General features: G+C 65.1%; 25 protein-coding genes. 15 read left to right on the top strand and 10 right to left on the bottom strand.

From position 1 onward, the window contains the following. Positions 1-4 precede the first annotated feature (4 nt). The 3 genes from AB0N05_RS06380 to AB0N05_RS06370 all read left to right on the top strand — a co-directional run bounded on the left by AB0N05_RS06380 (position 5) and on the right by AB0N05_RS06370 (position 1,635). Positions 5-637, top strand: a complete 633-nt coding sequence (locus AB0N05_RS06380; protein WP_364688237.1) for a helix-turn-helix domain-containing protein — start codon at positions 5-7, stop codon at positions 635-637. Positions 638-700: 63 nt separating this feature from the next. Continuing rightward, complete coding sequence (locus AB0N05_RS06375; RefSeq protein ID WP_364688235.1) at positions 701-1,207, top strand: DUF3237 domain-containing protein; 507 nt, start codon at positions 701-703, stop codon at positions 1,205-1,207. An 11-nt stretch (positions 1,208-1,218) separates the two neighbouring features. Continuing rightward, positions 1,219-1,635: a nuclear transport factor 2 family protein gene (locus tag AB0N05_RS06370; protein WP_364688233.1), complete on the top strand. Its 417-nt coding sequence runs from the start codon at positions 1,219-1,221 to the stop codon at positions 1,633-1,635. Here AB0N05_RS06370 and AB0N05_RS06365 read toward each other — a convergent pair whose 3' ends face one another. The 6 genes from AB0N05_RS06365 to AB0N05_RS06340 form a co-directional block, all read right to left on the bottom strand. Then, on the bottom strand, positions 1,636-2,124 hold the full coding sequence (locus AB0N05_RS06365; protein WP_364688231.1) for a carboxymuconolactone decarboxylase family protein: 489 nt from the start codon (positions 2,122-2,124) through the stop codon (positions 1,636-1,638). After that, positions 2,121-3,194, bottom strand: a complete 1,074-nt coding sequence (locus tag AB0N05_RS06360; protein WP_364688229.1) for a dihydrodipicolinate reductase — start codon at positions 3,192-3,194, stop codon at positions 2,121-2,123. The genes AB0N05_RS06365 and AB0N05_RS06360 overlap by 4 nt, the downstream gene beginning before the upstream one ends. Before the next feature lie 55 nt (positions 3,195-3,249). Next, a complete protein-coding gene (locus tag AB0N05_RS06355) occupies positions 3,250-4,017 on the bottom strand; it encodes a sporulation protein (RefSeq protein WP_364688227.1) in 768 nt (255 codons plus the stop codon). Positions 4,018-4,072: 55 nt separating this feature from the next. Continuing rightward, positions 4,073-4,750, bottom strand: coding sequence for an NADPH-dependent F420 reductase (locus AB0N05_RS06350; protein ID WP_364688225.1), 678 nt, complete (start codon positions 4,748-4,750; stop codon positions 4,073-4,075). A 107-nt stretch (positions 4,751-4,857) separates the two neighbouring features. Beyond that, the gene (locus AB0N05_RS06345; protein WP_364689539.1) at positions 4,858-5,286 is read right to left on the bottom strand and encodes a nucleoside deaminase; all 429 of its coding nucleotides are present in this window, start codon (positions 5,284-5,286) and stop codon (positions 4,858-4,860) included. Positions 5,287-5,350: 64 nt separating this feature from the next. Next, a complete protein-coding gene (locus AB0N05_RS06340; protein WP_364688223.1) occupies positions 5,351-6,865 on the bottom strand; it encodes an APC family permease in 1,515 nt (504 codons plus the stop codon). A gap of 210 nt (positions 6,866-7,075) precedes the next feature. Between AB0N05_RS06340 and AB0N05_RS06335 the strand changes: the two genes are divergently transcribed. After that, complete coding sequence (locus tag AB0N05_RS06335) at positions 7,076-7,918, top strand: hypothetical protein (RefSeq protein WP_364688221.1); 843 nt, start codon at positions 7,076-7,078, stop codon at positions 7,916-7,918. A gap of 6 nt (positions 7,919-7,924) precedes the next feature. Here the strand turns inward: AB0N05_RS06335 and AB0N05_RS06330 are convergent, their stop codons facing one another. Then, positions 7,925-8,824 (bottom strand): LysR family transcriptional regulator, encoded by a 900-nt coding sequence (locus AB0N05_RS06330; RefSeq protein WP_364688219.1) that lies wholly within the window; start codon positions 8,822-8,824, stop codon positions 7,925-7,927. Positions 8,825-8,914: 90 nt separating this feature from the next. Here AB0N05_RS06330 and AB0N05_RS06325 point away from each other — a divergent pair, with 90 nt between their 5' ends. Then, complete coding sequence (locus AB0N05_RS06325) at positions 8,915-9,241, top strand: putative quinol monooxygenase (RefSeq protein ID WP_364688217.1); 327 nt, start codon at positions 8,915-8,917, stop codon at positions 9,239-9,241. Position 9,242: 1 nt separating this feature from the next. Here the strand turns inward: AB0N05_RS06325 and AB0N05_RS06320 are convergent, their stop codons facing one another. After that, the gene (locus AB0N05_RS06320) at positions 9,243-9,815 is read right to left on the bottom strand and encodes an isoprenylcysteine carboxylmethyltransferase family protein (protein WP_364688215.1); all 573 of its coding nucleotides are present in this window, start codon (positions 9,813-9,815) and stop codon (positions 9,243-9,245) included. A 123-nt stretch (positions 9,816-9,938) separates the two neighbouring features. Next, complete coding sequence (locus AB0N05_RS06315; protein WP_364688213.1) at positions 9,939-11,381, bottom strand: MFS transporter; 1,443 nt, start codon at positions 11,379-11,381, stop codon at positions 9,939-9,941. Between the two features lie 173 nt (positions 11,382-11,554). On the opposite strand from AB0N05_RS06315, the gene AB0N05_RS06310 reads away from it, so the two are divergent. Together AB0N05_RS06310 and AB0N05_RS06305 are read left to right on the top strand one after the other, a co-directional pair. Then, a complete protein-coding gene (locus tag AB0N05_RS06310) occupies positions 11,555-13,057 on the top strand; it encodes a DUF222 domain-containing protein (protein WP_364688211.1) in 1,503 nt (500 codons plus the stop codon). Between the two features lie 704 nt (positions 13,058-13,761). After that, a complete protein-coding gene (locus tag AB0N05_RS06305; RefSeq protein WP_364688209.1) occupies positions 13,762-14,142 on the top strand; it encodes a hypothetical protein in 381 nt (126 codons plus the stop codon). Between the two features lie 17 nt (positions 14,143-14,159). Here AB0N05_RS06305 and AB0N05_RS06300 read toward each other — a convergent pair whose 3' ends face one another. Then, positions 14,160-15,758: a PucR family transcriptional regulator gene (locus AB0N05_RS06300; protein WP_364688207.1), complete on the bottom strand. Its 1,599-nt coding sequence runs from the start codon at positions 15,756-15,758 to the stop codon at positions 14,160-14,162. 228 nt (positions 15,759-15,986) lie between these two features. Between AB0N05_RS06300 and AB0N05_RS06295 the strand changes: the two genes are divergently transcribed. From AB0N05_RS06295 to AB0N05_RS06260, 8 genes are all read left to right on the top strand, one after another. Continuing rightward, on the top strand, positions 15,987-17,477 hold the full coding sequence (locus tag AB0N05_RS06295) for a CoA-acylating methylmalonate-semialdehyde dehydrogenase (RefSeq protein ID WP_364688205.1): 1,491 nt from the start codon (positions 15,987-15,989) through the stop codon (positions 17,475-17,477). A gap of 12 nt (positions 17,478-17,489) precedes the next feature. Beyond that, positions 17,490-18,854, top strand: coding sequence for an aspartate aminotransferase family protein (locus tag AB0N05_RS06290; protein WP_364688203.1), 1,365 nt, complete (start codon positions 17,490-17,492; stop codon positions 18,852-18,854). A gap of 47 nt (positions 18,855-18,901) precedes the next feature. Next, on the top strand, positions 18,902-20,389 hold the full coding sequence (locus AB0N05_RS06285) for a gamma-aminobutyraldehyde dehydrogenase (protein WP_364688201.1): 1,488 nt from the start codon (positions 18,902-18,904) through the stop codon (positions 20,387-20,389). Between the two features lie 221 nt (positions 20,390-20,610). Further along, positions 20,611-21,792 carry a spermidine/putrescine ABC transporter substrate-binding protein gene (locus tag AB0N05_RS06280; RefSeq protein WP_364688199.1) on the top strand — a complete coding sequence of 394 codons (1,182 nt, stop codon included), beginning with the start codon at positions 20,611-20,613 and terminating at the stop codon, positions 21,790-21,792. A gap of 2 nt (positions 21,793-21,794) precedes the next feature. After that, positions 21,795-22,880, top strand: a complete 1,086-nt coding sequence (locus AB0N05_RS06275) for an ABC transporter ATP-binding protein (RefSeq protein ID WP_364688197.1) — start codon at positions 21,795-21,797, stop codon at positions 22,878-22,880. Continuing rightward, complete coding sequence (locus AB0N05_RS06270; protein WP_364688195.1) at positions 22,880-23,779, top strand: ABC transporter permease; 900 nt, start codon at positions 22,880-22,882, stop codon at positions 23,777-23,779. Before AB0N05_RS06275 ends, AB0N05_RS06270 begins: the two co-directional genes overlap by 1 nt. Before the next feature lies 1 nt (position 23,780). Beyond that, positions 23,781-24,599, top strand: a complete 819-nt coding sequence (locus AB0N05_RS06265; RefSeq protein ID WP_364688192.1) for an ABC transporter permease — start codon at positions 23,781-23,783, stop codon at positions 24,597-24,599. 138 nt (positions 24,600-24,737) lie between these two features. Further along, on the top strand, positions 24,738-26,153 hold the full coding sequence (locus AB0N05_RS06260; protein ID WP_364688190.1) for an FAD-dependent oxidoreductase: 1,416 nt from the start codon (positions 24,738-24,740) through the stop codon (positions 26,151-26,153). Positions 26,154-26,181 lie beyond the last annotated feature (28 nt).

The following is a 26,181-nucleotide window of genomic DNA, read 5'->3' as shown; positions in this document are numbered from 1 at the left end:
CGGCATGGCCAGGAATTACGCCCAGTACTGCGCGATCGCCCGCTCGCTCGATGTCGTGGGTGAGCGGTGGGCGCTGCTGGTGGTGCGGGAACTCGTGGATGGGCCGCGCCGGTACACCGATCTACTGGCCGGGATTCCGGGAGTCACCCGGGACATGCTGGCGGATCGATTGCGAAACCTGGAGCGGGACGGTGTGATTCATCGCGCGGCGCTGCCCGATGGGTCGAAGGGATACGAACTCTCCGATCTCGGGCAGGAGCTCGGCCCGGTGCTGCTGACGCTCACGAAGTGGGGTTTGCGGGTGCTCGGCGAGCAGCATGAGGAGGATTCCTTCCAGGCGCGCTGGCTGATTCACCCGCTGCGGGCGGCGTTCCGGCGCGAACGGGCCGGGGATGGCGCGGTCACCATTCGCTTCGATACCGGCGAACAGCATCTGGATGTCGCGATCTCGGCGGGCGAACTATCCATCGTGGAGACCGGCCTCGAGGCTCCCGAGGTCCTGGTGACCGCGACCGCGCAGACCCTCGCGGAGTCCTGGTCGGATCCGGCGGCCCAGTCGGACGGGCGATTGCGGTTCACCGGCAGCCCGGAGGCGATTCGGAAGATTCAGAGCGCCTTCGGTTTTCCCGCAGCCTGAGCCGTACCGCGGACTCGGGAAAAAGTGGTTGGAAATTCCAACCTAGCTGGCTATAGTCTAGTCATGTCAGAAAACACGCAAGTCCACACCGGCCTACTCGAGCTGCCACTGCCGACCGCGGTGAATGTCGAACACGTCATGGATGTCGAGATCGACCTCGACGGCAACCACACCCTGCAGACCCCGGTCGCGTTCCGGATCATCACCGTCGCGGGAGGCGGAACCTTCCAGGGACCGCGGGTCCGCGGCACGGTGCTCGCGGGCGGCGGCGATTGGGTGGTGCTGGGATCGGACCGGATCAGCCGCCTGGATGTGCGCCTCACCCTGCGCACCGAGGACAACGAGCTGATCTACATGACCTGCACCGGACGCCTCGCCATTACGAACAAGGAAGCGGCACAACGCTATACCGAGGGCGACACCATTACCGGCACCGATCTGGAGGCCCGCGCGCAGACGCTGTTCGAAACCGGTGCGGAGCAATACGCCTGGCTCAACAGCACGGTCAATGTCAGCCTCGTGGAGATGTCACGCACGCGCGTCGTCTACCGCGTTCTCGCGCTCGTCTAGAACGGATAGCCATGTCCACCACAGATATTCGCGCCCTCTTCGACACCTATTCCAAGGCCTGGGCCGACCACGATCCGGACGCCATCATCGCCCTGCACTCCGCCGACACCACGTTCTGGATGCATTCGGGCGGCACTCCGGTCGAGGGCCTGCACCCGGTGCGCGAGGCCTTCGCCGGAATCTTCAAGCAGTGGCCACACTTCGGCTTCGAGGTGTACCGCGTGCTGATCGGCGAGGATCACTGGGTGCTCGACTGGGCACTGACCTCGGTCCGCACCGATCGCGCGGGCAACAGGCACCCGATCCGCTTCGACTGCGTCGATATCGTCACCGTGGACTCGGACGGCCTGGTGGCCCGCAAGGACACCTTCTTCGACGCGGCCCAGCTGACCCAGTCCGTCGCACCGCTCACCGCGAAAGCGAGCTGATCACCCGGCGGCGTGCCCGGGAAGCACACAGACCGCATCCAAGCCGAGCACGTGGTTGAGCCGCCCGAAGGCCAGCCAGGAGCCGAGACACATTGACAGCTCGACGATTTCGGCCTGCGTGTAGTGCTCGAGCATGCGGGCGAAGAACTCGTCGTCGAGACTGTGATGGTCCAGTGCGTAGAGCTCCGCGTACTCGGCGGCCAGGCGGACGCGGTCGTCAAAGTTCTCGGTGGTGCGCCAGTTGGTGACATCGTCGGCGAAGGATTCGTCGACCTTCTCGCCATTGCGGTCGGTGCGCCAATCCAGGCAGAACAGGCAGCCGTTGATCTGCGCGATGCGCAGCCGGGCGGCCTCGAATTCGGGCAGGCCCAGGGTGGTGTGGGCGTAGACGGCCAGTGAGAAGTTGGAGGCGGCGATGCCGATGCCGGGCACCATTTCGCCCCAGACATAGCCGATCGGATCCTTGCCCTCGGGGATGTCGATGATCATGGTTGACTCCTGTCGAGTGTGCCGAAGCGGAGGGGAATGTCCAGTGCGTCATAGAGTCCGGGATCGGCGTCGGTGAGCCAGTCGACGGCGCTCACCAATCTGCCTACGGCGGTGGCGTTTCCGCCCGCGGAGTGATTGCCGTCCTCGTCGGTGGCCTGCACGGTGATCTCGATGCGCGGGCGACCCTCGATGATCACGCGGTGCGCGCCCTCGCCTGTGGGCGGCATGGGCCAGTCGGTGGCGCAGGAGGCGTGAATGCGGGTGACGTGCTCGATGACGATGCGTGGCTCGCCGCCGATCAGGCCCTGCACCTCGAAGCGGATCGCGCCCTGGGTGCCTTCCTCGAATTTGCCCATGCGTTCGGTGGCGACGGTAGATTCGAGCGGGCGGCGCTCGACCACCTCGCGAATCTCCTCGACCTCGACGCCGAGGCCGCGCGCCATGAGGCGAATCTGCCCGCCCCACACCATGGTCGGAATGCCCGGCGCGAGCATGGGCGGCGCGTAGTCCATGGGCTGGCCCATGCCGACCAGCCAGCGCACCGAATCGGGCTGGTCGTAGGTGGTGTAGTCGAAGATCTCCTGGCAGCGAATGCCGTCGACGGTGCTGCCGAGACCGCTCATGAGCAGGGGCAGCACGTCATTGCCCCAGCCGGGGTCCACACCGGAGACGAACAGCGAACCGCCGCCTGCGGCAATGGCTTCGAGCACCTGCTCGCGCATTTCCGCGGGGGCGCTGCGGTGGTCGTAGAGCGGGTAGAGCGCGGGCGTGACCACGACGGCTCCGGCGCGAATGGCCCGGAGAATTTCGGCGAGCGCATCGTCGGGCCGAATGTCCCCGGAGGCCGCGTACACCACGGCCCGCGGCCCGGCCGCCAGCACGGCGGCAATGTCATTGGTGGCAGCCACTCCCAGAGCCGCGTCGAGCCCGGCCAATTCGCCCGCGTCGCGGCCGACCTTCTCGGGATTGTTGACGATGACCGCGGCGAGTTCCAGCCTGGGATGAGCCGCGACGGCGCGAATGGCGGCCCGGCCGACATTGCCGGTGCCCCAGACCACGGTGGCAATCATCCCGGGAGGGTAGCAAGTGCTTGGTTGGCTCGTGAGTGGTTTGCCCGGATCACTGTCAGCGCGAGGCCATACCCCGTAGGCGCTCGTCGAACACCGCCACCCAGTCCACCCGATCCAGGTCGTAATGACCCACGAAGACCACGTTGTACAGGTCGCCGCCCGCGCTGAGCAGACCGCTCTTGCGGTCACCCTCGAGGACCACGTGCACACCCTCGGCCCCCGCGACGAAGGTGACCTCGAGCTGCTTCAGGTTCGGATACAGGTGCGAGCGGCCGAATTCGATCTCCTGATAGAACGGCAGCTCCTGCGGGATCCCGCGCAGCAGTCCCCATTCACAGTCGGCGGAATGCAGGGGGAAGCCGAGTTCTTCGATGGCCGAGAGGATTACATGCTGCGCGGGCAGCGCGCCGATGCCGATCGGGTCGCTGTCACCGGGGTCGACCGCACCGGCGATCTCCACAATGGTGCGGACCGCGACCGCCATACCGGGCAACTGGCGGCCGTGGAAGAAGGTGATCGGCGCTTCCAGCGGGGTGTACAGCTCGAATGGAATCTCATAGGACGCACCGGGCGACAGGTATACCGGACCGTGGACGTCGGTGAGATAGAACCCGCGGGCGCGGTCGTACTCGTCCTCGGCGTGCTCGAATTCGACCCGGGTCACGAATTCGACCGCCACGCGCGAGATCTCCTGTGCGACACTGCCACCCCGCAGGCGGACGGTGCCGTGCACCGTGCCTCCGGGTTGGACGCCGGGCGTGTGCACTATGGTTTCGACCTCGGCTCCGCCCACCCCGGCGGCTGCCAATAACTTCTTGAACATCAGACCAGTGTGTCCCGGCCGTCTTGGCAACCGCTTGGTATGGGGGTCAGAGGCTTCAGCGCTCGGCGGCGTCCACGGCCTTGCGGATGCTGCCCGCGTCGGCGGGGGTGCCGGGGTGCGACCAGAACGGGGCGTCGGCCGCGTACGGCGCGCCGTAGACCGGGGTCTCGGGCTGGGTGCGCCAACCCTCGGCGAGCGGCCCGATATCGACCGTGTCATAGCCGAGGTCACTGATCAGCTGTGCCGCAGCGGCTTTCGCCTCGGAATCGTCACCCGCGATGGGCAGCGCGGTGCGATCGGCCGCACCGGCGTGGCGGGCCAGCACGGCGAGGTGCTCGAAGTAGATATTGTTGAACGCCTTCACGACGCGCGAGCGCGGCAGAAAGCGTTGCAGCAGTTCGCTACTGGTGGCGACGCCGGATTCGAGGTCGGGCATTTCGCCGTCCCGGCCCTTGGAGTAGTTGGTGGTGTCGATGACCACCTTGCCGACCAGCTGATCGGCGGGGACGGTCTGATGGACCCGGAACGGGATGGTCACCACCACGATGTCGCCCGCTGTCGCGGCCTCTTCCGGAGTGGCCGCACGGGCCTTGGGCCCAAGCTCTTTCACCAGGTCGGCCAGTGACTCCGGCCCACGCGAATTACTGAGTACTACGTCGATTCCCGAGGCAATGGCGAGCCGGGCAAGCGTGCCGCCGATGCGCCCGCTCCCGATCAATCCAAGCGTTGTCATGCCCGGCTGAACGCGGCGGGCCCGGCCGATGTTCCCGGTCTTGAAGTCGCCACAGTTCGTTCTCGCGGCCGCCGCACGCCGACGGCCGCGAGAACTCGCCGGATGGCCTAGGGGACGCCGATATCCTCGTTCCAGAGTTCGGGCTGGTCGGCGATGAACCGGGTCATCATGTCGATGCATTCCGGGTCATCCAGGACGGTGATCGAAACCCCGTGCGCGGCAAGCCATTCGTGGCCGCCGCTGAAGGTTTTCGATTCGCCCACGATCACCGTGCCGATGCCGAACTGCCGCACCAGGCCGCTGCAATACCAGCAGGGCGACAGGGTGGTCACCATGATGGTGTCGCGGTAGTCGGGGCGGCGTCCGGCGTCGCGGAAGGCGTCGGTCTCCGCGTGCAGGCTGGGGTCGCCGTCCTGCACGCGGCGATTGTGTCCGCGGCCGAGCACGTTTCCGTCGGTGTCGAACAGTGCCGCGCCGATCGGGATGCCGCCCTCCGAGAGGCCGATCAGCGCCTCCTCATAGGCGGTGACCAGCATTTCCTGTGCCGTCATCATGTCGATCATGCTGCCACCGCGACTCTCGGATCGTGCTCAGCGTTTGTCAGCGTTCGTGGGTTTCTTCCAGCACCGTGCGGCCGAGCAGCTGGTACCGCTCGGGCGCGTTGCGCTTGAGATAGGTCGCGTATCCGAGGCCTGCCAGTACGACCGCGGCCACCAGCCACGGCGTCGCCTTCAGCACCAAGGATCCGGCTTCGGTTCCGGCGGCGGTGTCCATGTTCATCACCAGCAGCAGCACCACGCCGAGCATGGCGACACCACCGACCAGCGGGGCCACGAAGGTCTTGAACCAGTGCCGCGTCTCCGGGTGGTTATTGCGGAAGTAGGCGATCACCGAGAACGAGCAGACCGCCTGCACGATCAGGATGGCCATGGTGCCCAGCACCGCGAGCAGCGTGTACAGACCGGCGTAGGGGTCCTTGCCCGCCAGCGCGAAGGCCAGCACGAGCACGGCGGCGAAACCGGTCTGCACCAGGCCCGCGATGTGCGGGGAGCCGTTCTTGGGGTGGGTGCGGCCGATCGTCTTCTGCAGGGACGGCACCGCGCCTTCACGGCCGAGCGCGTACAGGTAGCGGGCGGCGCAGTTGTGGAAGGCCATGCCGCAGGCCAGCGATCCGGTGATCATCAGCCACTGCATGGTGTCGACCGCCCAGTGCCCGACATAGGTTTCGGTCGGGAAGAAGAAGACGTTCATCGGATTGTCCGAGGCGGCGAGTTCGAGGGCCTTGCCCTGGCCGCTGCCGGAGATCGCCATCCACGAGACGAACAGGTAGAACACGCCGACGCCGAGCACGGCGATCATGGTGGCGCGCGGGATGATTCGCTTGGGATCCTTGGATTCCTCGCCGTACATGGCGGTCGATTCGAAGCCGACCCACGACCAGAAGGCGAAGAACAGGCCCAGTCCGGCGGACGCGCCATGGAAGGCATTGACCGGGTTGATCGGGTCGAGGGAGATGCCCTCGGGTCCACCGCCGTGGAACAGCACGGCCACGGCCATGATGAACAGCACGGTCACCTCGGTGCCGAGCAGCACGACCAGCAGGCGTTCGGCCACCGCGACGCCGAACCAGGTGCCCAGGCCATTGATGACCAGCATGACGATGGCGAAAATCCACCAGGGGACGTCCACGCCGATCTGATCGGACACGGTGTTGTGCGCGAAGCTGGAGAAGATGCCGATGAGCGACGGCTCGAACACCATGTACGCGAAGGCGGCCAGCAAACCGGCGGCCAATCCGGCGGTGCGGCCCAGGCCGAACGAGATGAATCCGTAGAACGCGCCGGTGGCGGTGATGTGCTTGGACATGGTGGTGAAGCCCACCGAGAAGATCGCCAGCACGACCATGGCGATCAAAAACGCCGCGGGCGTGCCGATTCCGCTGCCCGAGGACATCATGAACGGCACATTGCCGGTCATGGCGGTAATCGGGGCCGCGGTCGCGACCGCCATGAACACCACGCCGAGCAGGCCGATGACATTGGGTTTGAGCCGGGACACCTCAGCGTTCGACGTGTCGGATCCCCCCGAAAGTACGGTTGGCGCACTCGGTTCCATATGTGTAGCTCCTCTATCTTGGTCACTTGACCGTGGGAGGAATTGTGCGGGCTGGAATGTTGCGGAGATATGAAACGGAGTTACCAGCGGAAACCAAAAATGTGACTCAGGTCACTATCTTTACAAGCGTGGCCAATCCGGCTGCCGCGCTTTACGGTTCGTTCGATGATCTAGCTATGGTCGGATAGATCCAGTTGCTACCGTCGGGGCATGGACACTGTCATGGCTCGCGATATCTGGCGGGTGCTCGAACCGCTGCACTCGGTCACCTATTTCGCGCCCGAGTGCCGGGCGGCCAATAAAGCGGCCGGGTACCGCGGTTACTGGATGGGCTACTTCGGCACCCGCTCCGCCCCGCTCGGTCCGGTCGGGCCCGGGGTCGTCGAGGCCACCTTCTACAACTTCAATCCCGCCATGATTCGACGCGCCATTCCGGACGCCTGGAGTTATGTCCCGGCCGAGGTGGCGCTGACCACCCGCGTCAGCTCGGCGGCGGCCGCACTGCGAAACCTAGTGCCCGATATCGGCATTGCCGCGGGTGAGGCGCTGCCGGGACTGCACGCTGCGATCGCCGCCGCACCCGCCCCGGGCCGCTCGCTGTTCGCGGCGAACCGCGAACTCCCCGAGCTCTACGATCCGGTCGAAGCGCTGTGGCAGGCCGCCACCACCCTGCGGGAGCATCGCGGGGACGGGCATGTCGCGTGTCTGCTGGCCGAGGGGATCGACGGCTGTGAGGCGCATGTGCTGTTCGCCGCGTATACCGGCGGTCCGGGCGCGATGTGGCGGGAGAACCGCCAGTGGACCGAAGACGATTGGGCCGCGGCACAATCCCGTCTCGAACAGCGCGGATTGCTGACCGGCGACGCCATCACCGAGTCCGGGCGGGCCCTGCGCGAGCACATCGAGGCCCGCACCGACGCCCTGGCCCTGACCGCCTACCGCGATGTGCCGGGCATTGCCGAGACCCTCGCGGTGCTGACCCCGGTCGCGAAGGCCGTCGCACAGAGCGGCGCGGTCCCCTACCCCAACCCGATGGGCGCGAACCCGGCCTGAATCGACTCAGGTTAGCCAATCCAGCTCGGCGGCGACCTCTTTCGCGACCGCGCGGATGCGCCGGTGTAGCGGCGACGGCTCGCGTGGCAGCACCAGGCAGGTGGTCACCGTCGGCGCTCCGCGCAGGGGTCGCCAGGTGAGGCCGGACGGATAGGCGGACACTGCGGCTTCTCCGGCGAGCGACACCATCGTGCCGGTCCGCAGGGCGCGTTGCGAGCTGTCGAACGAGACTGCGGGCGTGACGAATTCCGGTGTCGGGATGCAGTCGCGGAAGAGCGCGACGAGTCCGTCGTAGGCCGCCGGATTCGCCGCACGCTCATGCAGCTGGATCCGGTAGGCGGCCATCTCCTCGATACCGATCTCGGACGCATTGGCCAGCGGGTGATCCGTCGCCAACCGCACGCCTATGCGCTCCTGCCGCAATGGAAATCGGCGCACTCCGTGGCCGGGCTGCTCGGCGCGGGTGATGCCGAGATCGATGCGGCCCTGCGCGACGGCGGGTGAGATTTCCGGGGTCGGCATCGGGGCGGCGGTGACGGCGAACTCGGGACAGCGCCGAATCAGCCCGTCCACCAGTGCCGGAGCGGTTTCCGATCCGGCGCTGAGGCTATATCCGATCCGCAGTGGCCCGGCTTCACCGGCTCCTGCGCGCCGGGCGATTTCCCAGGCTCGGTCCAATGCGGACAGCGCTGCCGGGGCTGCCTCGGCCAATGCCACACCGGCCGTGGTGAGTTCGACCGTGCGTGTGGTTCGAATCAACAGCTGGGTACCCAGATCGGACTCCAGCCGCCGAATCCGGGCACTCAAGGCCGGTTGCGCAATCCCGATCCGCTCGGCCGCGCGAGTGAAATTCCGCTCGGCCGCCAGCACCAGGAAGTACCGCAGACTCACCGTATCCGGCGCCACCCGACCTCCCGCCGATTGATAACGAACCGTTCTGAGTCTAGTCCGCATCGGTCTTTCCGCTACCCGCCCGGCCAGGCCTAACGTGCGACCATGCCCACAATCCAACTCTCGGCAGTCATCGACGTCCGCCCCGAGCACGCCGCCGAATTCGACGCGGTTGTCACCGCTCTCATCGCCTCCGCCGCCACCGAACCCGGCTGTCTCGCCTACAACTTCTGGCGTGATCCCACCGACCCGCACCGCTTCCTGCTCTTCGAGCGCTACGCCGACGAGCGGGCCTTCGAAGCCCACCGGGCGATCCCGGCCGTGCGGGATTTCGTCTCCGCTCTACCCGGCTGGCTGAGCGCCGACACCTACGTGGAGCTGGAGAACACCACACAGTTCGGCCGAATCCCCTTCGCCTGCAAGGATCAGTGACTCACCACACTCCGGGAACGAGACGCTTGGTGCCTGCCCGATAGTCCTCATAAGGGCGGCCCAGCGTTTCGATCAGTGCCTTCTCCTCCACGTCGATCCGGCGATACAGCGCGATCGCCGGGACCACGATCGCGATGGGGAGCGAAATCCAGTTGGCCGCAGCGAGACCGAACCCGACCGTCAGCAGGAGCACTCCGATGTATGAAGGGTGCCGAATCCACCGGTACGGGCCACTGTCGACCACCGCCTGATCCGCGTCCACCTCGACGGTGGTGCGAAATGCCTTGCCCAGCACGGCAATCGCCCAGACGCGAACGGCCAGACCGAACCACATCACCGCGACGCCGAGCACCACCCAGAAGCCGTAAGGACCCGGCAACCACAACGGGCTGTCCGTGGGTAGCGCGAACGCGATAACAGCAACCACGGCGTTGGCCGCCGCGATCAACACCATGATCGTCGCGCGGGTGCCCCCGTCGCGGGCGGTGGACCCGATCCCGCGCACCCGGTCCCGAACCCGCAACCCGATCTCCAACGCCAGCCACACCCATGTAGTGACAATGGCAATCCCCACGACCGTCTCCCTCTATCCCATTCCACAACCTGAGATCCCAACCCAATCACCAAGCGATCCACCGCACATCAGGGACGACCCTGACCCCCGATCAGACCGAGGGCGTACACCACTTCGATCCCCCTACGCCTGCATGTCGACATCACCGGCATGGACCAACTCCTGCGCATCCTGGCCCTCCGCGACATCCTCCGGAGTGAACCGCATCAGCAGCACAACCAATCCGGTAGCCACGGCGATCGCGGCACAGCAGAGGAATGCCAGCCCATACCCGCTCGCCAGCGTGGGCCTGGACGCCGCCGCAGCACCCACCGCGACCAGACCCACCGCGCCACCGAGGTTCTGAGCGACCTGCGCGAGCGCGGTGAGCGGCCCGATCTCGGACGCCTCGACGCCCGCGACGATCGACAGTGTCAGCGGAACCACCGCGAACCCCACACCGAATCCGACCGCCAATACGGGGATCGCGATGTCCGGGAAGTAGGCCGGTGTCCGCGCGGTGATCGCGGCGGCATAGACACAGCCCAAGACAATGACCGTGCCACCGGCTACCACCAGCCAGCGCGGCTGAACGCGCAGCGCCAGCTTCGAGGAAATCCCGGCCGCACTACCCAATCCGAGCGCGAACGGAACCACGGCCAGCCCGCTCCGCAATGGCGTATATCGCAGCACCCCTTGCAGATACAGGGAGATGAACACGGCCAGGCACATGATTACCGCTCCGGCGAGCACGGTGGCCACCAGTGCGGCCACGCGACTGGGATTGCCGAATAGGGCCAGCGGCAGTAGAGGATTCGAAGCCCGGCGCTCCACCGCCATGAATGCCACCAATGCCACGACGGCCACGATCGCGGGGGCGATCACTACCGCCCGCGTCCAACCAGCCGGGCCTCCGTTCACCGCGAATACGAGCAATGTGACTCCGACGGTCGCGAGAACCGCACCGGCGACATCCAGCTCAGCCCGCGTTCCCTGCGATTCCCGCAGGCACAGGACCGCACCGAGGCTCACCAGAACTCCGATCGGGACATTCACCAAAAACACCAGCCGCCAGGACATCTCGGTCAGGAGGCCGCCCGCGATCAACCCGGCCACCGACCCTGCCCCGCTCAATGCCGCATAGACAGCGAACGCCTGACTTCGAGCCTTGCCTGGCGCGTATGTGGTTGCGACCAACGCCATGGAGGCCGGTGCGGCGACTGCCGCGGCCAGTCCCTGCAATGCGCGGCCGACCACGAGAACCGCTGGGCTCCAAGCGATTCCACAAAGCAATGAGGTGAGAGTGAAGAGCGCTACACCTATTGCGAATACGCGCTTGCGACCGTAGGTGTCACCTAGTCGGCCGCCTAGGAGCATCAGGCCGCCGAATGCCAGGACGTAGGCGGTGATGATCCAGTTCGAGCTCGACTCCGAGAGGGATAGTGCCTCACGGATTTTGGGGAGGGCCAGGGCTACCACGGTGCCGTCCAGGACTACCAGCAGTTGCAGGCCGCCCAGGACGAAGATCGGGAGGCCCCAGACCTGGGTGTGGGTGGGGGTCGGCTTGATGGCCGAGGGGGAGGTCACGAGGACCGACGGTACCTGGGGGGCTGGGGATGTCAGGCGTGGAGAAAAGGAACAAATGCCGCGAATGGCTGTGGATGAATAGCCTGGTTGCGAACAACGAGATTGTCTGAATATGCGCAGATCAGATGCTGTATTCGCTTCTCTTGCTTGATCATTCGCGGTAGAATTAGCACATGAGTTCGAACAGGGAAACATTCACCGCATCGGGGGCCGGTACGCTGGCCACCGCGGTGAATGCCCTGCTCGACACCTCCCTCACCGCCCTGCCGGAAGCCGATCTCACCGCCCTGCTGCACGAGATCGAAACCAGCACACGCCAACTGGCCGCGCTCGGACACCGACTGCTCGTGGAGGCGTGTGAGCGGTCGCTGCCGCAGCGCGTGGGCGCGGGCTCACCGGTGCGGTTCCTGGAAGAGACCCTGCGCCTGTCGCACGCGGATGCGATCGCGCGGGTGAACGCCGCCAAGCATTTGGGCACCTGGCATGACGTGGCGGGGCGGGCGTTGGCGCCGATGTTGGCGCATACCGCGAACGCGCAAGCCGCCGGGGAGATTTCCGCTGATCATGCGCGGGTGATCGCGAAGATCACCGACCGGATCCCGCACCTGATCCCGCGTGAGGACCGCGAAGCCGCCGAGCAGATCCTGGTCGAGTTGGCGCGTTCGGCGTCTCCGGATGACTTGGTGAAGGTCGGTGCGCGGATCCTCGATCACCTGGACCCGGACGGCAAGCTCACCGACGACTCCGACCGTGCTCGCCTGCGCGGGGTGGTGATCGGGCGCCAGCGTGCCGATGGGATGTCCCCGATCAAGGGTGAACTCACCCCGACCCTGCGCGCGCTGCTCGACCCCGTGTTCGCGAAGCTGGCACGCCCGGGCATGTGCAATCCGGAGGATCCGCAGAGCCCGTGGGTGGCCGATGATTCGGTGCCGCGCGAGCAGGTCGAACAGGCCGCCAAGCGCGATCACCGCAGCGCCGCACAACGCAATCACGATGCGTTGCAGGCATTGCTGCGCCCGGAAATGGGACCCACCGAACTCGGCTCCCACCGCGGACTGCCGGTCTCGACGGTGATCACCATGTCCTTGGCCGAGGTGGAGTCCGCCGCCGGGGTCGTCACCACCGCTTCCGGTGGCACGGTGTCGATTCCGGCCGCGCTGAAGCTCGCGGAGAAGGCGCTGCCGTTCCTGGCCCTGTTCGATCATGCGGGCATGCCGCTGCACCTCGGGCGTGGGCAGCGTCTGGCCAACCCCGCGCAGCGGCTCGCGTTGATCGCTGCCGAGCGGGGCTGCACCCGGCCCGGCTGCAACGCCCCCGCCACCCTCACTGCCGTGCATCACGTTTCGGAGTGGGCCGACGGCGGAAACACCGACATCGAAAACTTGACGCTCGCGTGCGATCACTGCCACGCATTGGTCAACGACGGCCCGGACGGCTGGAAAACAGTGAAGCTGGGCAAGGATTCACCGTTCCCGGGCCGCACCGCCTGGATCGCACCGGCGCATATCGATCCGACCGGTACACCGCGCGTGAATCACCGCCACCACTCCAAAGAGCTGCTCGCCCTGGCGAAAGCTCGAATCCGGGTGCGTGAGGAACGCGATGCGCGTGCGGCGTGGTTCCACCGCCGCACTACCGCGCACCGCACCGCCGCGCTGGCCTGCGCCAATATCTGAACACCCTCCCAACGTCACCGCCCGTGACGCCGACACACCCTGTCGGCGGCACGGGCGTTCGTGGTTCGTGTGTCGGCTCGGCCTTCGGCCATCGCTGTCATTAACTGCACCGGTCAAAACCAGCGTCTCGGCCGCTCGTGTCCCAAGCGCACGGCAGTACGGATATAGCGTGGTGGCGCCGCCTGCCGTACCCGACGTTGGCTCCCCAGCCAGGAGCCGTCACCTCTCGTCCCAGCCTGGCTGGAAGGTTGTGGTCCCGTTCCGGGACCAAACCCCAAAAGACAAGAGATACAAGACAAAAGACAAGGGCGCCTGGACGAGAAAGAGAGGAAAGAACTCGAGAACAAGACTCGAGATACCTCAGCCAGGGACACAGGGGGCGGGCATCGGCGTGTCGCAGCGTGTCGACCCGGCCTGTTCATCGAAGGGGGACATGAGCCGGGGTTTTGTCCGTTTACACCAGCCTCATGTCCCCCCTCGATGAGTTCCGCCCCGCGCGCTGGGCGTGTCGGGCGGACGGTGGGGCCATGCCGGGCATTTCGGGGCTGCTCGTTGGGGTTGGTCTTTGTTCTTTGGTCTTTGTTCTTATCTCTTTCTTGTCCAGGCGCCCTTATCTTTTGTCTTTAATCTCTTGTCTTGTTCTCTAAAAGGCACCAACGGCGAGTCGAACGATGGTTCCGGGGTGAGGAACCGAGGATGGTGCGATGGCGATCGATTGGTCGTGGTATGTGCCGAGGTCACTGGTGGGGAAGGCCGTGCTTCGTGGCGTGCTCACCGCTAATCTCGCGGCGCCATTGGCTGCGGCCGTGGTCGCGAGCGTGTATAGGTTCCCGCTTCCGCTCATTGGTTATGGCTATGGCATCTCCAATGCCGTTAACGCGGCATTCGCGAGTCTCTTCTATCTCATCTTCGGCGGTGCACTGGTGCTCGCTGCCCTGGGAGCCGTGGGTGGCCTGGTGGCGGTTCGTATCGCGGCACCCGATGCCGGACGAGTCGCTCGCCTCACGACCGCCATGGCGATCGTTGTGGCACTGCTGGGCGCAACCGTGTTGGCCACGGCGGAATTGATCGTCGATGGTAGGTGAAAGACGCTCTGCGGGGGCTAGAGCTCGCCCGGGACGGTGAGGTCTCGGATTAGGAGGGCGGTGTGTAGGGAGGTTCTGGTTTCGCCGGTGTCCAGGTCTACGTCGAGGATTCGGGAGATTCTGGCTAGGCGGTCGTAGAGGGTGGGGCGGCTTATGTTGAGGCGTTTGGCTAGTTCGGTTTTGTTGCCTGCCAGGTCCAGGAAGTGGCGGAGGGTGCGGGTCAGGTCTGTGGCGTGGTGGATGTCGTGGCGGAGTAGGGCGGAGAGTTCGGTTTCGGCGAAGCGTTGGACGCCTGGTTCGTCGCGGATCAAGGACAGGAGGCCTCGGAGGCGGACGTCGCCGCTGCGGTAGAAGGGGCGGGGGGTTGAAGTGGTCAGGGAGAGGGCTACTTCGGCTACGTGGGCGGCTTGGGCTAGTTCTCGGGCGGCGTCCAGGAGGGAGTCGGATTCTGCGCTTACTCCTATGACGGCCTTGTCTATGCCTGCTACGCGGCGGATTTCGCTGAGGATGGCCGTGCAGACCGTGGTTAGGGACTCGTCCAGGTTGCCGGTTTTCGGGAGGGCGAGGATGAGGATTACTCGGTTGCCGTGGTCGGGGGCGGAGAGGGCTGTTGCCTTGGTCAGGCCTACTCCATGCATTGCCGCGTCCAGGAGAGCGGCGGTGCGGCGTTGGTGGGCTACGGGGTCGGATTCCGTTGCGGCGGAGACGTCTATGGCCAGGGGGAGGTAGCGGGAGCGGCGGGCCAGGCCGAGGGTGGCGGCCAGGGCCAGGGCGTCGCGTTCGTCGGTCAGGCGGCCGGTGATCATGTCGTCTATGAGGCCGGTTTGAGCCTGGCGGTGCAGGCCGAAGCGGTCTCGTTCGATCATTCGGTGCAGGGTGAGGGTTTGGGCTGCGCGTTCCAGGACCATGCGGGCTCGGGTGGTGGGGACACGGTTCGAGCGCAGGATGAGGCGGCCCCAGCGTTGGGTGTGGGGGCCCACGGGGACGACATTCGCGTCGTGGTCTGGGAGTAGGCGGGAGTAGGTCTCCCAGTGGTCCAGCAGGGTTGAGGTGGCGGCGTGGCGGGCTGTCAGGGCCAGGACTCGGTGGGTGAGGTCTTCGAGGACGACTGAGGCGTCGAGCATGCCTGCGGCGGTTTTGACGATTTCGGCGAGGGAAGCGCGACGGACGCTCAGGGCGGTGAAGGTTTCGTGGACGGTGCGGGCGAATTCGAGTTCGGCGTATTGGTCGGCCACGATGACGCGGTGTACTGCCTCGGTGACCTCTACGAAACGGACCACTCGGCCTAGCGCGATCACCGGCAGCTGGAGACGGTCGGCGGTCTCCCCCACTATCGGTGGTAGTTCGTGCACGTAGGTGCCCAGTTCCACGACCAGGCCCGAAACTCCGGCGGCGGACAGGGATTCCAGGTACTCGACGGTGGCGCAATCGCCGGTGGACAGGGCCTGGCCGGTGGTAAGAATCAGTTCGCGACCGACCAGCAGTTTCGCTACGTCGGGGAGTTCGCTGACGTGGACCCAGCGGACCGGGCGGTCCAGCGGGCCACCGCCGATCACCTCGGGCTGACCGGCGCGCACCACCGGCATCGCGAGGACATCGGCGACGGAGAGGAGCACCGACGAATCGTAATACGAAATCCGGAATCGCGTACAGATCGTCGGGGTGTAAATCGGCTGCCATGGCGCAGAGTGGGGAGCGGGCCACCGCAGTCCCGCCCCCGCAACCCCTCCCCGACGGGGCAGGCTCCGACCGCGCCCTCCTCAGAGGTCCGTCCCCGTCGTGCCGGCGCACGGGGGCGGACTTTCCTCTCGCGGCACCCGTCACATCCATCGAATCGAGGAGATATGCAGACCATCGCACACTGGCTCGACGGCAAGCCCTTCGCCGGCGACTCCAAGGCCACCGCACCCGTGACCAATCCGGCGACGGGCGTGGTGACCGGACAGGTCGCGCTCGCGAATGTCGCCGACGTGCGGACGGTCGTCGATGCGGCCGTGGCGGCCTTTCCTGCCTGGCGGGACGCCTCGCTCGCCAAGCGGACGCAAGTGCTGTTCCGGTTCCGTGAGCTGTTGAATGAGCGCAAGGAAGAACTGGCCGCGATTGTCACCTCCGAGCACGGGAAGGTGCTCTCCGACGCGCTGGGCGAGGTGAGCCGCGGGCTGGAGATCGTCGAATTCGCTTGTGGGATACCGCATCTGCTCAAGGGCGGCTATACCGAGAATGCTTCCACCAAGGTGGATATCTTCTCGGTGCGTCAGCCGCTCGGGCCGGTGGCGGTGATTTCGCCGTTCAATTTCCCGGCCATGGTGCCGATGTGGTTCTTCCCGGTCGCCATCGCGGCCGGAAATACCGTGGTGCTCAAGCCGAGTGAGAAGGATCCGTCGGCGGCGCTGTGGATCGCGGCGCTGTGGCGGGAAGCCGGGCTTCCGGACGGCGTCTTCAATGTGGTGCAGGGCGACAAGGTCGCGGTAGATGAACTTCTCGAGAACCCGGCCATCAAGTCGGTCTCGTTCGTGGGGTCGACGCCGATCGCCAGGTACGTGTATGAGCGCGGGACCGCGCATGGCAAGCGGGTACAGGCGCTCGGCGGCGCGAAGAACCACATGGTGGTGCTGCCGGATGCGGATTTGGATCTGGCCGCCGATGCTGCCGTGAATGCCGGATTCGGGTCGGCGGGTGAACGGTGTATGGCGATCAGTGCGCTGGTTGCGGTCGGGCCGATCGCGGATGATCTGGTGGCTCGGATCAGTGAGCGGGCCAAGACCATTCGCACCGGGGATGGCACTCGGGGCACGGATATGGGGCCGCTTGTTACCAAGGCGCATCGGGACAAGGTCGCGTCCTACATTGACGCGGGTGAGGCCGATGGCGCGACGGTCGTGCTCGACGGCCGCACGGTCGACGCCGACGGAGAGGCCGATGGATTCTGGCTTGGGCCTACGATTCTCGATCATGTCGGCACCGAGATGAGCGTCTACACCGATGAGATCTTCGGGCCGGTGTTGTCGATGGTCCGCGTCGACACCTATGACGAGGCGCTCGCGCTCATCAACTCCAACCAGTACGGCAATGGCACCGCCCTGTTCACCAATGACGGCGGCGCGGCGCGGCGGTTCCACAATGAGGTCGAGGTCGGCATGGTGGGCATCAACGTCCCCATTCCGGTGCCCATGGCCTACTACAGTTTCGGTGGCTGGAAGAACTCACTCTTCGGCGATTCGCATGCGCACGGCATCGACGGCGTGCACTTCTTCACCCGGACCAAGGCCGTCACCACGCGCTGGCTCGATCCGAGTCACGGCGGCCTGAATCTCGGGTTCCCGCAGAACCACTGAACGGAGCCTGTGATGACGCTACCGAACGGCCTTACCCCAGAAGCGGCCCGCGAACAGGCAGCCCGCGCTTATGAACTGGATCGTAAGCACGTCTTTCATTCCTGGTCGGCGCAGGCCTCGCTGAAGCCTATGACGATCACCGCCGCGCAGGGCTCCTATGTGTGGGACGGCGACGGGAATCGGCTGCTCGACTTCTCGTCGCAGATGGTGAACACCAATATCGGGCATCAGCATCCGAAGGTCGTCGCGGCCATTCAGGAGCAGGCGGGGATTCTGTGCACCATCGCGCCGCCGCATGCCAATGCCGCGAGAAGTGAAGCGGCGCGGCTGATCTCGGAGCGTACGCCCGGCGAGTTGAACCGGATCTTCTTCACCAATGGCGGGGCGGATGCCGTCGAGCATGCGGTGCGGATGGCTCGGTTGCACACCGGGAAGTACAAGGTGCTGTCGCGGTACCGGTCGTATCACGGCGGCACCGAGACGGCGGTCAACCTCACCGGTGACCCACGGCGGTGGCCGAACGATCACGGGAATGCCGGGATCGTGCACTTCTTCGGGCCGTTCCTGTATCGGTCGCAGTTCCATTCGAGTAATGAGGCCGAGGAATGCCAGCGGGCCTTGCAGCATCTCGAGCAGACCATCGCCTTCGAGGGGCCTGGCACTATTGCGGCCATCATTTTGGAGTCGGTGCCGGGGACGGCTGGGATCATGGTTCCTCCGGCGGGGTACCTCGAGGGTGTGCGTGAGCTGTGTGACAAGTACGGGATCATCTTCATTGCCGATGAGGTGATGGCGGGGTTCGGGCGGACCGGAAAGTGGTTCGCGATACAGCATTTCGATGTGGTGCCGGATCTGATCACCTTCGCCAAGGGGGTGAACTCGGGGTATGTGCCGCTGGGTGGGGTGGCGATCAGTCCTGAGATCGCGGCTACCTTTGATGATCGGGCTTATCCGGGCGGGTTGACCTACTCCGGGCATCCGCTCGCGACTGCTGCGGCCGTTGCGACGATCAATGCCATGGAGGAAGAGGGCATTGTCGATAATGCCGCCGATATGGGTGAGCGGGTGCTCGGGCCTGCCTTGCGCGAATTGGCGGAGCGGCATCCGAGTATTGGTGAGGTTCGGGGGCTTGGGGTGTTCTGGGCGCTCGAGCTGGTGAGTAATCGGGAGACTCGGGAACCGCTCGCGCCGTACGGCGGCACCAGTGCGGCCATGATCGAGACTGTCGCTGCTGCCAAGGCCGCGGGGCTGCTGCTGTTCGTGAACTTCAATCGGCTGCATGTTGTTCCGCCGTGCACGATTACCGAGGGTGAGGCCAAGGAGGGTTTGGCGATTCTCGACCAGGCCCTGACTGTGGCCGATAGTCACCTCGGCTAGCGCGTGTGGTGAAGCCGTGGTGAACTCGACGCAAACATAGGAGCGCAGTGAGTCAGCAAGAACTGCAATTCATCGGCGGTGCACGGCGGGCCGGGTCGGGTGAACTGTTGTCGATCACCGCACCGGCTAGCGGTGAGGTGATCGCTTCGGGGCTCGGGGCGGGGCCTGCCGATGTGGAGGCCGCTGTGGCGGCGGCCCGAGAGGCGTTTCCGGGCTGGGCCGGGTCGACTCCCGGTGAGCGGTCCGACATCATGCATCGGTGGGCGCAGGTTCTGCGGGAGCGGGCCGACGAGCTGGCTGCGGTCGAAAGCCGGAACGCGGGCAAGCCGATTCGGCTGGCGCGGGAATTCGATGTGCCGGGGACGATCGATAACACGGCGTTCTTCGCCGGGGCCGCGCGGAATCTGGAGGGGAAGGCTTCGGCTGAGTACTCCGGGGATCACACGTCGTCGATTCGGCGTGAGGCGCTGGGTGTGATCGGGTCGATCTCGCCGTGGAATTATCCGTTGCAGATGGCGGCGTGGAAGATATTGCCCGCTGTGGCGGCGGGGAACACGATCGTGCTCAAGCCTTCCGAGTTGACGCCGTTGACATCGCTGCTGTTCGCGGAGGCCGCTGCCGAGGCGGGCGTCCCGGCCGGAGTGATCAATGTGCTGACCGGCACGGGTCCTCTTGCGGGGCAGGCACTGGTCGCGCATCCGGATGTGGCGATGGTGTCGTTCACCGGGTCGACCGTTGTCGGCCGTCAGGTTGCGGCTACTGCGGCGGGTGCGGCGAAGCGGGTGCATTTGGAGCTTGGCGGTAAGGCTCCGTTTGTCGTCTTCGATGATGCCGACCTGGAAGCCGCGGCGCGTGGCGCGGTGGCCGGGGCGCTGATCAATGCCGGACAGGATTGCACGGCCGCCACCCGGGCTTATGTGCAGCGGCCGCTGTTCGACGAATTCGTCGGGCGGGTCGCCGATCTCATGGATCAGGTGACGCTGGGGCCGGTGGAGAATTCGGAAACCGATATGGGACCGCTGATTTCGCTGCCGCATCGGGACAAGGTCATCGGCATGGTCGATCGGGCTCGGGAAGCCGGGGCGAAAGTTGTTCGCGGCGGGCGCATTCCCGAGCACACCGATGCGGGCGGGGCGTACTACGAGCCGACGCTCATCACCGGTGCGGCGCAGGATTCCGAGATCGTCCAGCAGGAGGTCTTCGGCCCGGTGCTGGTGGTGCTGCCGTTCGATACCGATGACGAGGCCATCGCTTTGGCCAATGACACGGTCTATGGGCTGGCGGCTTCCGCTTGGTCTCGCAATGTGTATCGCACGCAACGAGCGAGCCGGGAAATCAAGGCCGGTTGCGTGTGGATCAATGATCATATTCCGATCATCAGCGAAATGCCGCACGGCGGTTACAAGGCGTCGGGATTCGGAAAGGACATGTCCACCTACGCATTCGACGAGTACACCAATGTCAAGCATGTCATGTCGGATATCACCGCGGCCGCGCACAAGCCGTGGCATGACGTGATCTTCACGGCCGATTAGCGCGCTCGCCAACGGCCCTTTGAGGGCGGATACCGATACCCATCGGCGTCCGCCCTCAAACGCATGTACGTAGCAGATCCTCATCGCGACAACTGAATTCGTTGCGTAACGCGGAATTTTCAATGGAATCGCTTGTTTCGTAACAGGTTTGTGGGAATATCACTTGGACGCCGCGGCAACGCTGCGCTCTTCGTTCTCCGTCCTGGTGAAGGTGCGACCCCATGAACAACGTGATATCCGCCCGGCCCACCCGCCGCGGCCTCTTCCGCGCCGGTGGCTTACTCGCCGTCGGCGGCGCGCTCGCCGCCTGCGGCACCAAGGGCTCGTCCAAGAATGGCGACCTGGCCTGCGACATCCCCGCCGACACCTCGTCGAGCGAGAAGAAGCTGAACTTCAGCAACTGGCCCGGCTACCTCGACGAAGCCCCCGGCAATGCCGAAATGCACCCCACCATGGCGGAATTCACCGCCAAGACCGGCATCAAGGTCGACTACGTCGCGGATATCAATGACAATAATGAATTTTGGGGCAAGATCGGCGCACAGCTGGCCTCCTGCAAGAACATCGAACGCGATATCACCGTCTTCTCCGATTCCACCGCGGTGCGCATCGTCCGCCAGGGCTATACGCAGCAGCTGGATCCGGCCAAGATGCCGAATTTCGTGAAGAACCTGCACCCCATGCTGCGCGGGCAGTCCATCGACCCGGCCAATAATCATCTGGTGCCGTGGCAGTCCGGCCTCGTGGGCATCGGCGTGAATACCAATGTAACCGGCGAAATCCGCACCCTCGACGAGCTTCTCACCCGGCCCGACCTCAAGGGCAAGGTCACCTGCCTCACCGAAATGCCCGACACCATGGGGCTCATGCTGCACGCCATCGGCAAGAGCGCCGCGCAGTTCTCCGACGACGATTTCGACAATGCGCTGGCCAAGCTTCAGAAGGCCGTGCAGTCCGGGCATGTGCGCAAGTTCACCGGCAATGACTATGTGCAGGATCTGGCCAAGGGCGATATCGCGGCCTGTATGGCCTGGTCCGGAGACGTCATTCAGCTCACCGCGCAGGATCCGAAGATCAAGTTCGTGATGCCGAGCGAGGGCCCGGTGCTGTACTCGGACAATGCCATGATCCCGGTGACCTCCGCGCACGCCGGCAATGCCATGGCGCTGCTGGACTACTACTACGACCCGGCCATCGCGGCGCGGCTCTCGGCCTTCGTCAACTACGTGTGCCCGGTCGCCGGTGCGCAGGAGGAGATGGCCAAGTTCAATCCCGAACTCGCGCAGAACCCGCTCATCTTCCCGACCGCCGAGGCGCAGAAGACCATGCAGGTCTTCATGTCGCTGACCGAGGCCAAGGAGAAGGATTACGAAGCGAAGTTCCAAGCCCTGACGGGGGCGTGATAATGAGCGATCAGGATCTGCGCATCGAAGGCGTCACCAAATCCTTCGGCGAGTTCACCGCGGTCGAGGATCTCACCCTGACCATTCCGGACGGGTCGTTCTTCGCGGTGCTCGGGGCATCCGGGTGCGGGAAGACCACCACGCTGCGGATGATCGCGGGGTTGGAGGAACCTACCAGCGGGCGAATCATGCTGGGTGAGAAGGACATCACGCATCTGCGGCCGTATCGGCGGCCGATCAATACTGTGTTTCAGAGTTATGCGTTGTTTCCGCATTTGAGTGTCGAGGACAATGTGGGATACGGGTTGCGGCGCAAGGGTATTGGGAAGGCCGCCGCGCGGACGCAGGCCGAGCAGATGTTGAAGCTCGTGCAGCTGGAGGGGTTCGGGGCGCGTAAGCCCGCGCAGCTGTCCGGTGGGCAGCAGCAGCGGGTTGCGCTGGCTCGCGCGCTGGTCAATCATCCCGAGGTGCTGCTGCTCGACGAACCGCTCGGCGCACTGGATTTGAAGCTGCGAAGACAGATGCAGGTCGAACTCAAACGGTTGCAGACCGAGGTGGGCATTACCTTCGTGCACATTACGCACGATCAGGAAGAGGCCATGAGCATGGCCGATTCGGTGGCGGTGATGAACGGCGGGCGGCTGGAGCAATTCGGTGCGCCGCAGGATATTTATGATTTTCCGGCTTCGGCGTTCGTGGCCAATTTTCTTGGGCAGTCGAATCTGATCGAGGCGACGGTGACCGGCAGTGGGGAGTCGGTGACTGTGGACGCGCAGGGGCATCGGCTGTCCGTGCCTGCTGAGCGGGCTCGGGTCAGCAGCGGCGAGGCGCTGCTTGGGGTGCGGCCGGAGAAGCTTGGTCTCGCAAGCGATCCCGATCAGGTTCCGGAGGGCCGGGCTCACATCACCGGCACTGTCACCGACACGATTTTCCTGGGTGTGTCCACGCAGTATCTCGTGCAGGCCGGCTGGGGTCAGGAAATGTGCGCGCATGTGCCTAATGCTGGTTCCGGCGAAACGATCCGGCCCGGGGCGCAGGTGGCACTGCACTGGAATCCGGAGCATGCCTTCCTACTCGGGCGGCCGTGATGGCGGCAGTCATTCACACCGGGATCAATACCGCACCGGTCACCACACCGCGTGGAAAGCGCGGCGTCACACCGTATTTGCTGCTGGCACCGGGCATGGTGTTCCTGCTGGTGTTCTTCGCGATACCCACCGTGCAGCTGCTCGCGGCCAGCATGTACGACCGTACGGGGTCCATCGAAACCGGGTATTCGCAGACGTTCTCGCTGGACAACTTCAGCTATGCCTGGAATCTGTATCAGCCGCAGATCTTGCGTTCGCTCGGCTATTCGCTGATCTGCACCGTGCTGTGTGTGCTGCTCGGCTATCCGCTGGCCTATGCCATCGCGCTCAAGAGCGGGCGGTGGAAGAACCTCATGCTGATCGCGGTCATCGCGCCGTTCTTCACCAGTTTTCTGGTGCGGACGTTCGCGTGGAAGGCGATTCTCGCCGATACGGGGCCACTTGTGAGTGTGCTCAAAGCGATTCATTTGCTCGGGCCGGACGGGCGGCTGCTGGCTACGCCATTCGCGGTGATCGCGGGGCTGGTTTACAACTTCCTGCCGTTCATGGTGCTGCCGTTGTACACCAGTCTGGACAAGCTCGATCCGCGGTTGCTGGAGGCTTCGGCGGATCTCGCGCACGGGCCGATGCGGACCTTCGCGCGGGTGACCTTGCCGTTGACCATGCCGGGCATTGTGGCGGGGACGCTGCTGACCTTCGTGCCCGCGACCGGTGACTATGTGAACGCGCAACTGCTGGGCAATACGAATACGACCATGATCGGCAATGTGATTCAGTCACGGCTGCTGGTGGTCAAGGATCTGCCGGTCGGTTCGGCGCTGTCCGTGGTGTTGATGGTGGCGATTCTCGTGCTGGTGCTGCTGTACCTGCGCAAGACCGATACGGATGAGGTGGTGTGAGATGAGCCGGTGGTTGCGCGCCAACGGCGTGTTGATTCTCGGAATTGTGATCTTGGCCTATCTGCTGGCTCCGATCGCGGTGGTGCTGCTGCTGTCGTTCAATCAGCCCGGTAGCCGCAATACGACCTATGTGCTGGACGTGCATGACTTCCACTTCACGTGGCACAACTGGACGAATATGTTCGACCCTGCGGGACTGCGGGATTCGCTGGTCATGAGCCTGATCATCGGGGCCCTCGCGGCGATCATCGCGACCGCGCTGGGCACGGGAGTGGCGTTCGCGCTGGCTCGTTATCGCTTCACGGGGCGCTCCGCGGTGCAGGCGCTCATCTTCCTGCCGATGGCGACGCCCGAGATCGTGATGGGTTCCTCGCTGCTGACGCTGTTCCTGGGTTTCGGTATCCCCTTGGGTTTCTGGGCTATTCTCATCGCACACGTCATGTTCTGCCTGTCGTTCGTGGTTGTCACCGTGAAAGCACGACTGGCGGGACTCGACCCTAGGCTGCAGGAGGCGGCCATGGACCTGTATGCGACGCCCGTGCAGGCGTTCCGGTCCGTAGTGCTGCCCTTGGTGTGGCCGGGCATCATGGCCGCCGCGCTACTCGCGTTCTCGCTCTCGTTCGACGATTTCGTCGTCACCAATTTCACGGCCGGCACGGATCAGACCTTCCCCATGTATGTCTGGGGCATCAATCTGCGTGGCATTCCGCCGCAGGTGAATGCGGTCGCCAGTGCCACCTTCCTGATTTCGCTGGTCTTCGTCATCGCCGGTCAGCTGCGCATGCGCCGCCGCTCGGACGATCGCGCCGCCACCAGCTGATTCACCTCTGAGCCGCCGGGTTCGGGTCACCTTTTTCGGGTGATCCACCGGCGGCTTTCGCACACCCAAGGACCACATATTCCCCCAATGGGGCTGGGCGGCTGGACCGCACAGCAAGAGAGAAGGAGTTGATCGGCCATGCAGGCCAAGGGAAGCAAACTGTGGGCGTCGGCCTTGTCGGAGGCAGCGCCGACGCCGTACTGGACCGACCGGCCGGACCGCCCCACCCCGCTCGAACCGCTCACCACTGCCACCGATGCCGATCTCGCGGTCATCGGCGGCGGCTACAGCGGACTGTGGACGGCGTTGCTGGCCAAGGAGAGAAATCCTGGCACCGACGTAGTACTGATCGAATCGGCCATGTGCGGGCACGCCGCATCCGGCCGCAATGGCGGCTTCTGCGCCGCCAGCCTCACCCACGGCCTCGCCAATGGCGTGGACCGATTCCCCGATGAGATCGACGATCTGGAACGGCTCGGCCGCGCCAATCTCGACGCCATCGAGGACGCCGTGAACCGCTATGGCATCAATTGCGATTTCGAGCGGACCGGCGAAATGGAGGTCGCCATCGCGCCGCACGAAGTCGAATGGCTACAGGAGAGCCATGATTCGGCCGTCTCACTCGGCTATCGCAGCGACCTTTTCGACGCCTCCGAGGTGCAGAATCACGTGCACTCGCCCACCTACCTCGGCGGCTGGTGGGACCGCGACGGCGTCGCCATGCTGGATCCGGCGCGGCTGGCCTGGGGATTGCGGCGCGCCTGTTTGGAATTGGGGGTGCGGATCTATGAAGGCACACCCGTGCAACGCATTTCGAAGTCGGGTAATGGTGCGCTGACACTGCATACACCCCACGGTGAGGTGCGTGCGCCGCGAGTCGCGTTGTGCACCAGTGCGTTCAATGGGCCGCTGGCGAAGGTCTCGCGGCATGTCGTGCCGGTGTACGACTATGCGCTCATGACCGAACCGCTGACGGCGGAGCAGTTGGACTCCATCGGGTGGAAGAATCGCATGGGGCTCGGGGATGCCTCGTATCGGTTCCACTATTACCGGCTCACCAGCGATAATCGCATTCTGTTCGGTGGGTATGACGCGATCTATCACTTCGGGAACAGGATTGCGCCGGATCTGGAGTACAACGAGGCCACGTTCGAGACTCTGGCCCAGCATTTCTTCCAGACGTTTCCGCAGCTGGACGGATTGCGGTTCACGCATCGATGGGGCGGGATCATCGACACTTGTGGTCGGTTCTGCGCGTTCTTCGGGTCGGCGTACAAGGGGCGGTTGGTTTATGCCGCCGGGTATACCGGGCTCGGCGTCGGCGCGACCCGCTTCGGGGCGGAGGTGATGTTGGATCAGCTGTATGGGCTGGATACCGAGCGCACCAGGTTGCGGCTGGTTCGTTCGCGGCCGCTGCCGCTGCCGCCGGAGCCTTTGCGGTCGGCTGGGATTCAGCTGACGCGCTGGTCGCTGGCTCGGGCCGATGCGCATCAGGGGCGACGGAATCTGTGGTTGAAGGCCATGGACTACACGGGCCTGGGCTTCGACAGTTAGACGATGACGGCCCGGCTTCCGCTGGAGC

The sequence above is a fragment of the Nocardia sp. NPDC051030 genome (assembly GCF_040683015.1).
Classification (GTDB): domain Bacteria; phylum Actinomycetota; class Actinomycetes; order Mycobacteriales; family Mycobacteriaceae; genus Nocardia.
Note: the sequence above shows the minus strand (reverse complement) of the source record. Positions and strands in the feature narration are given on the sequence as shown.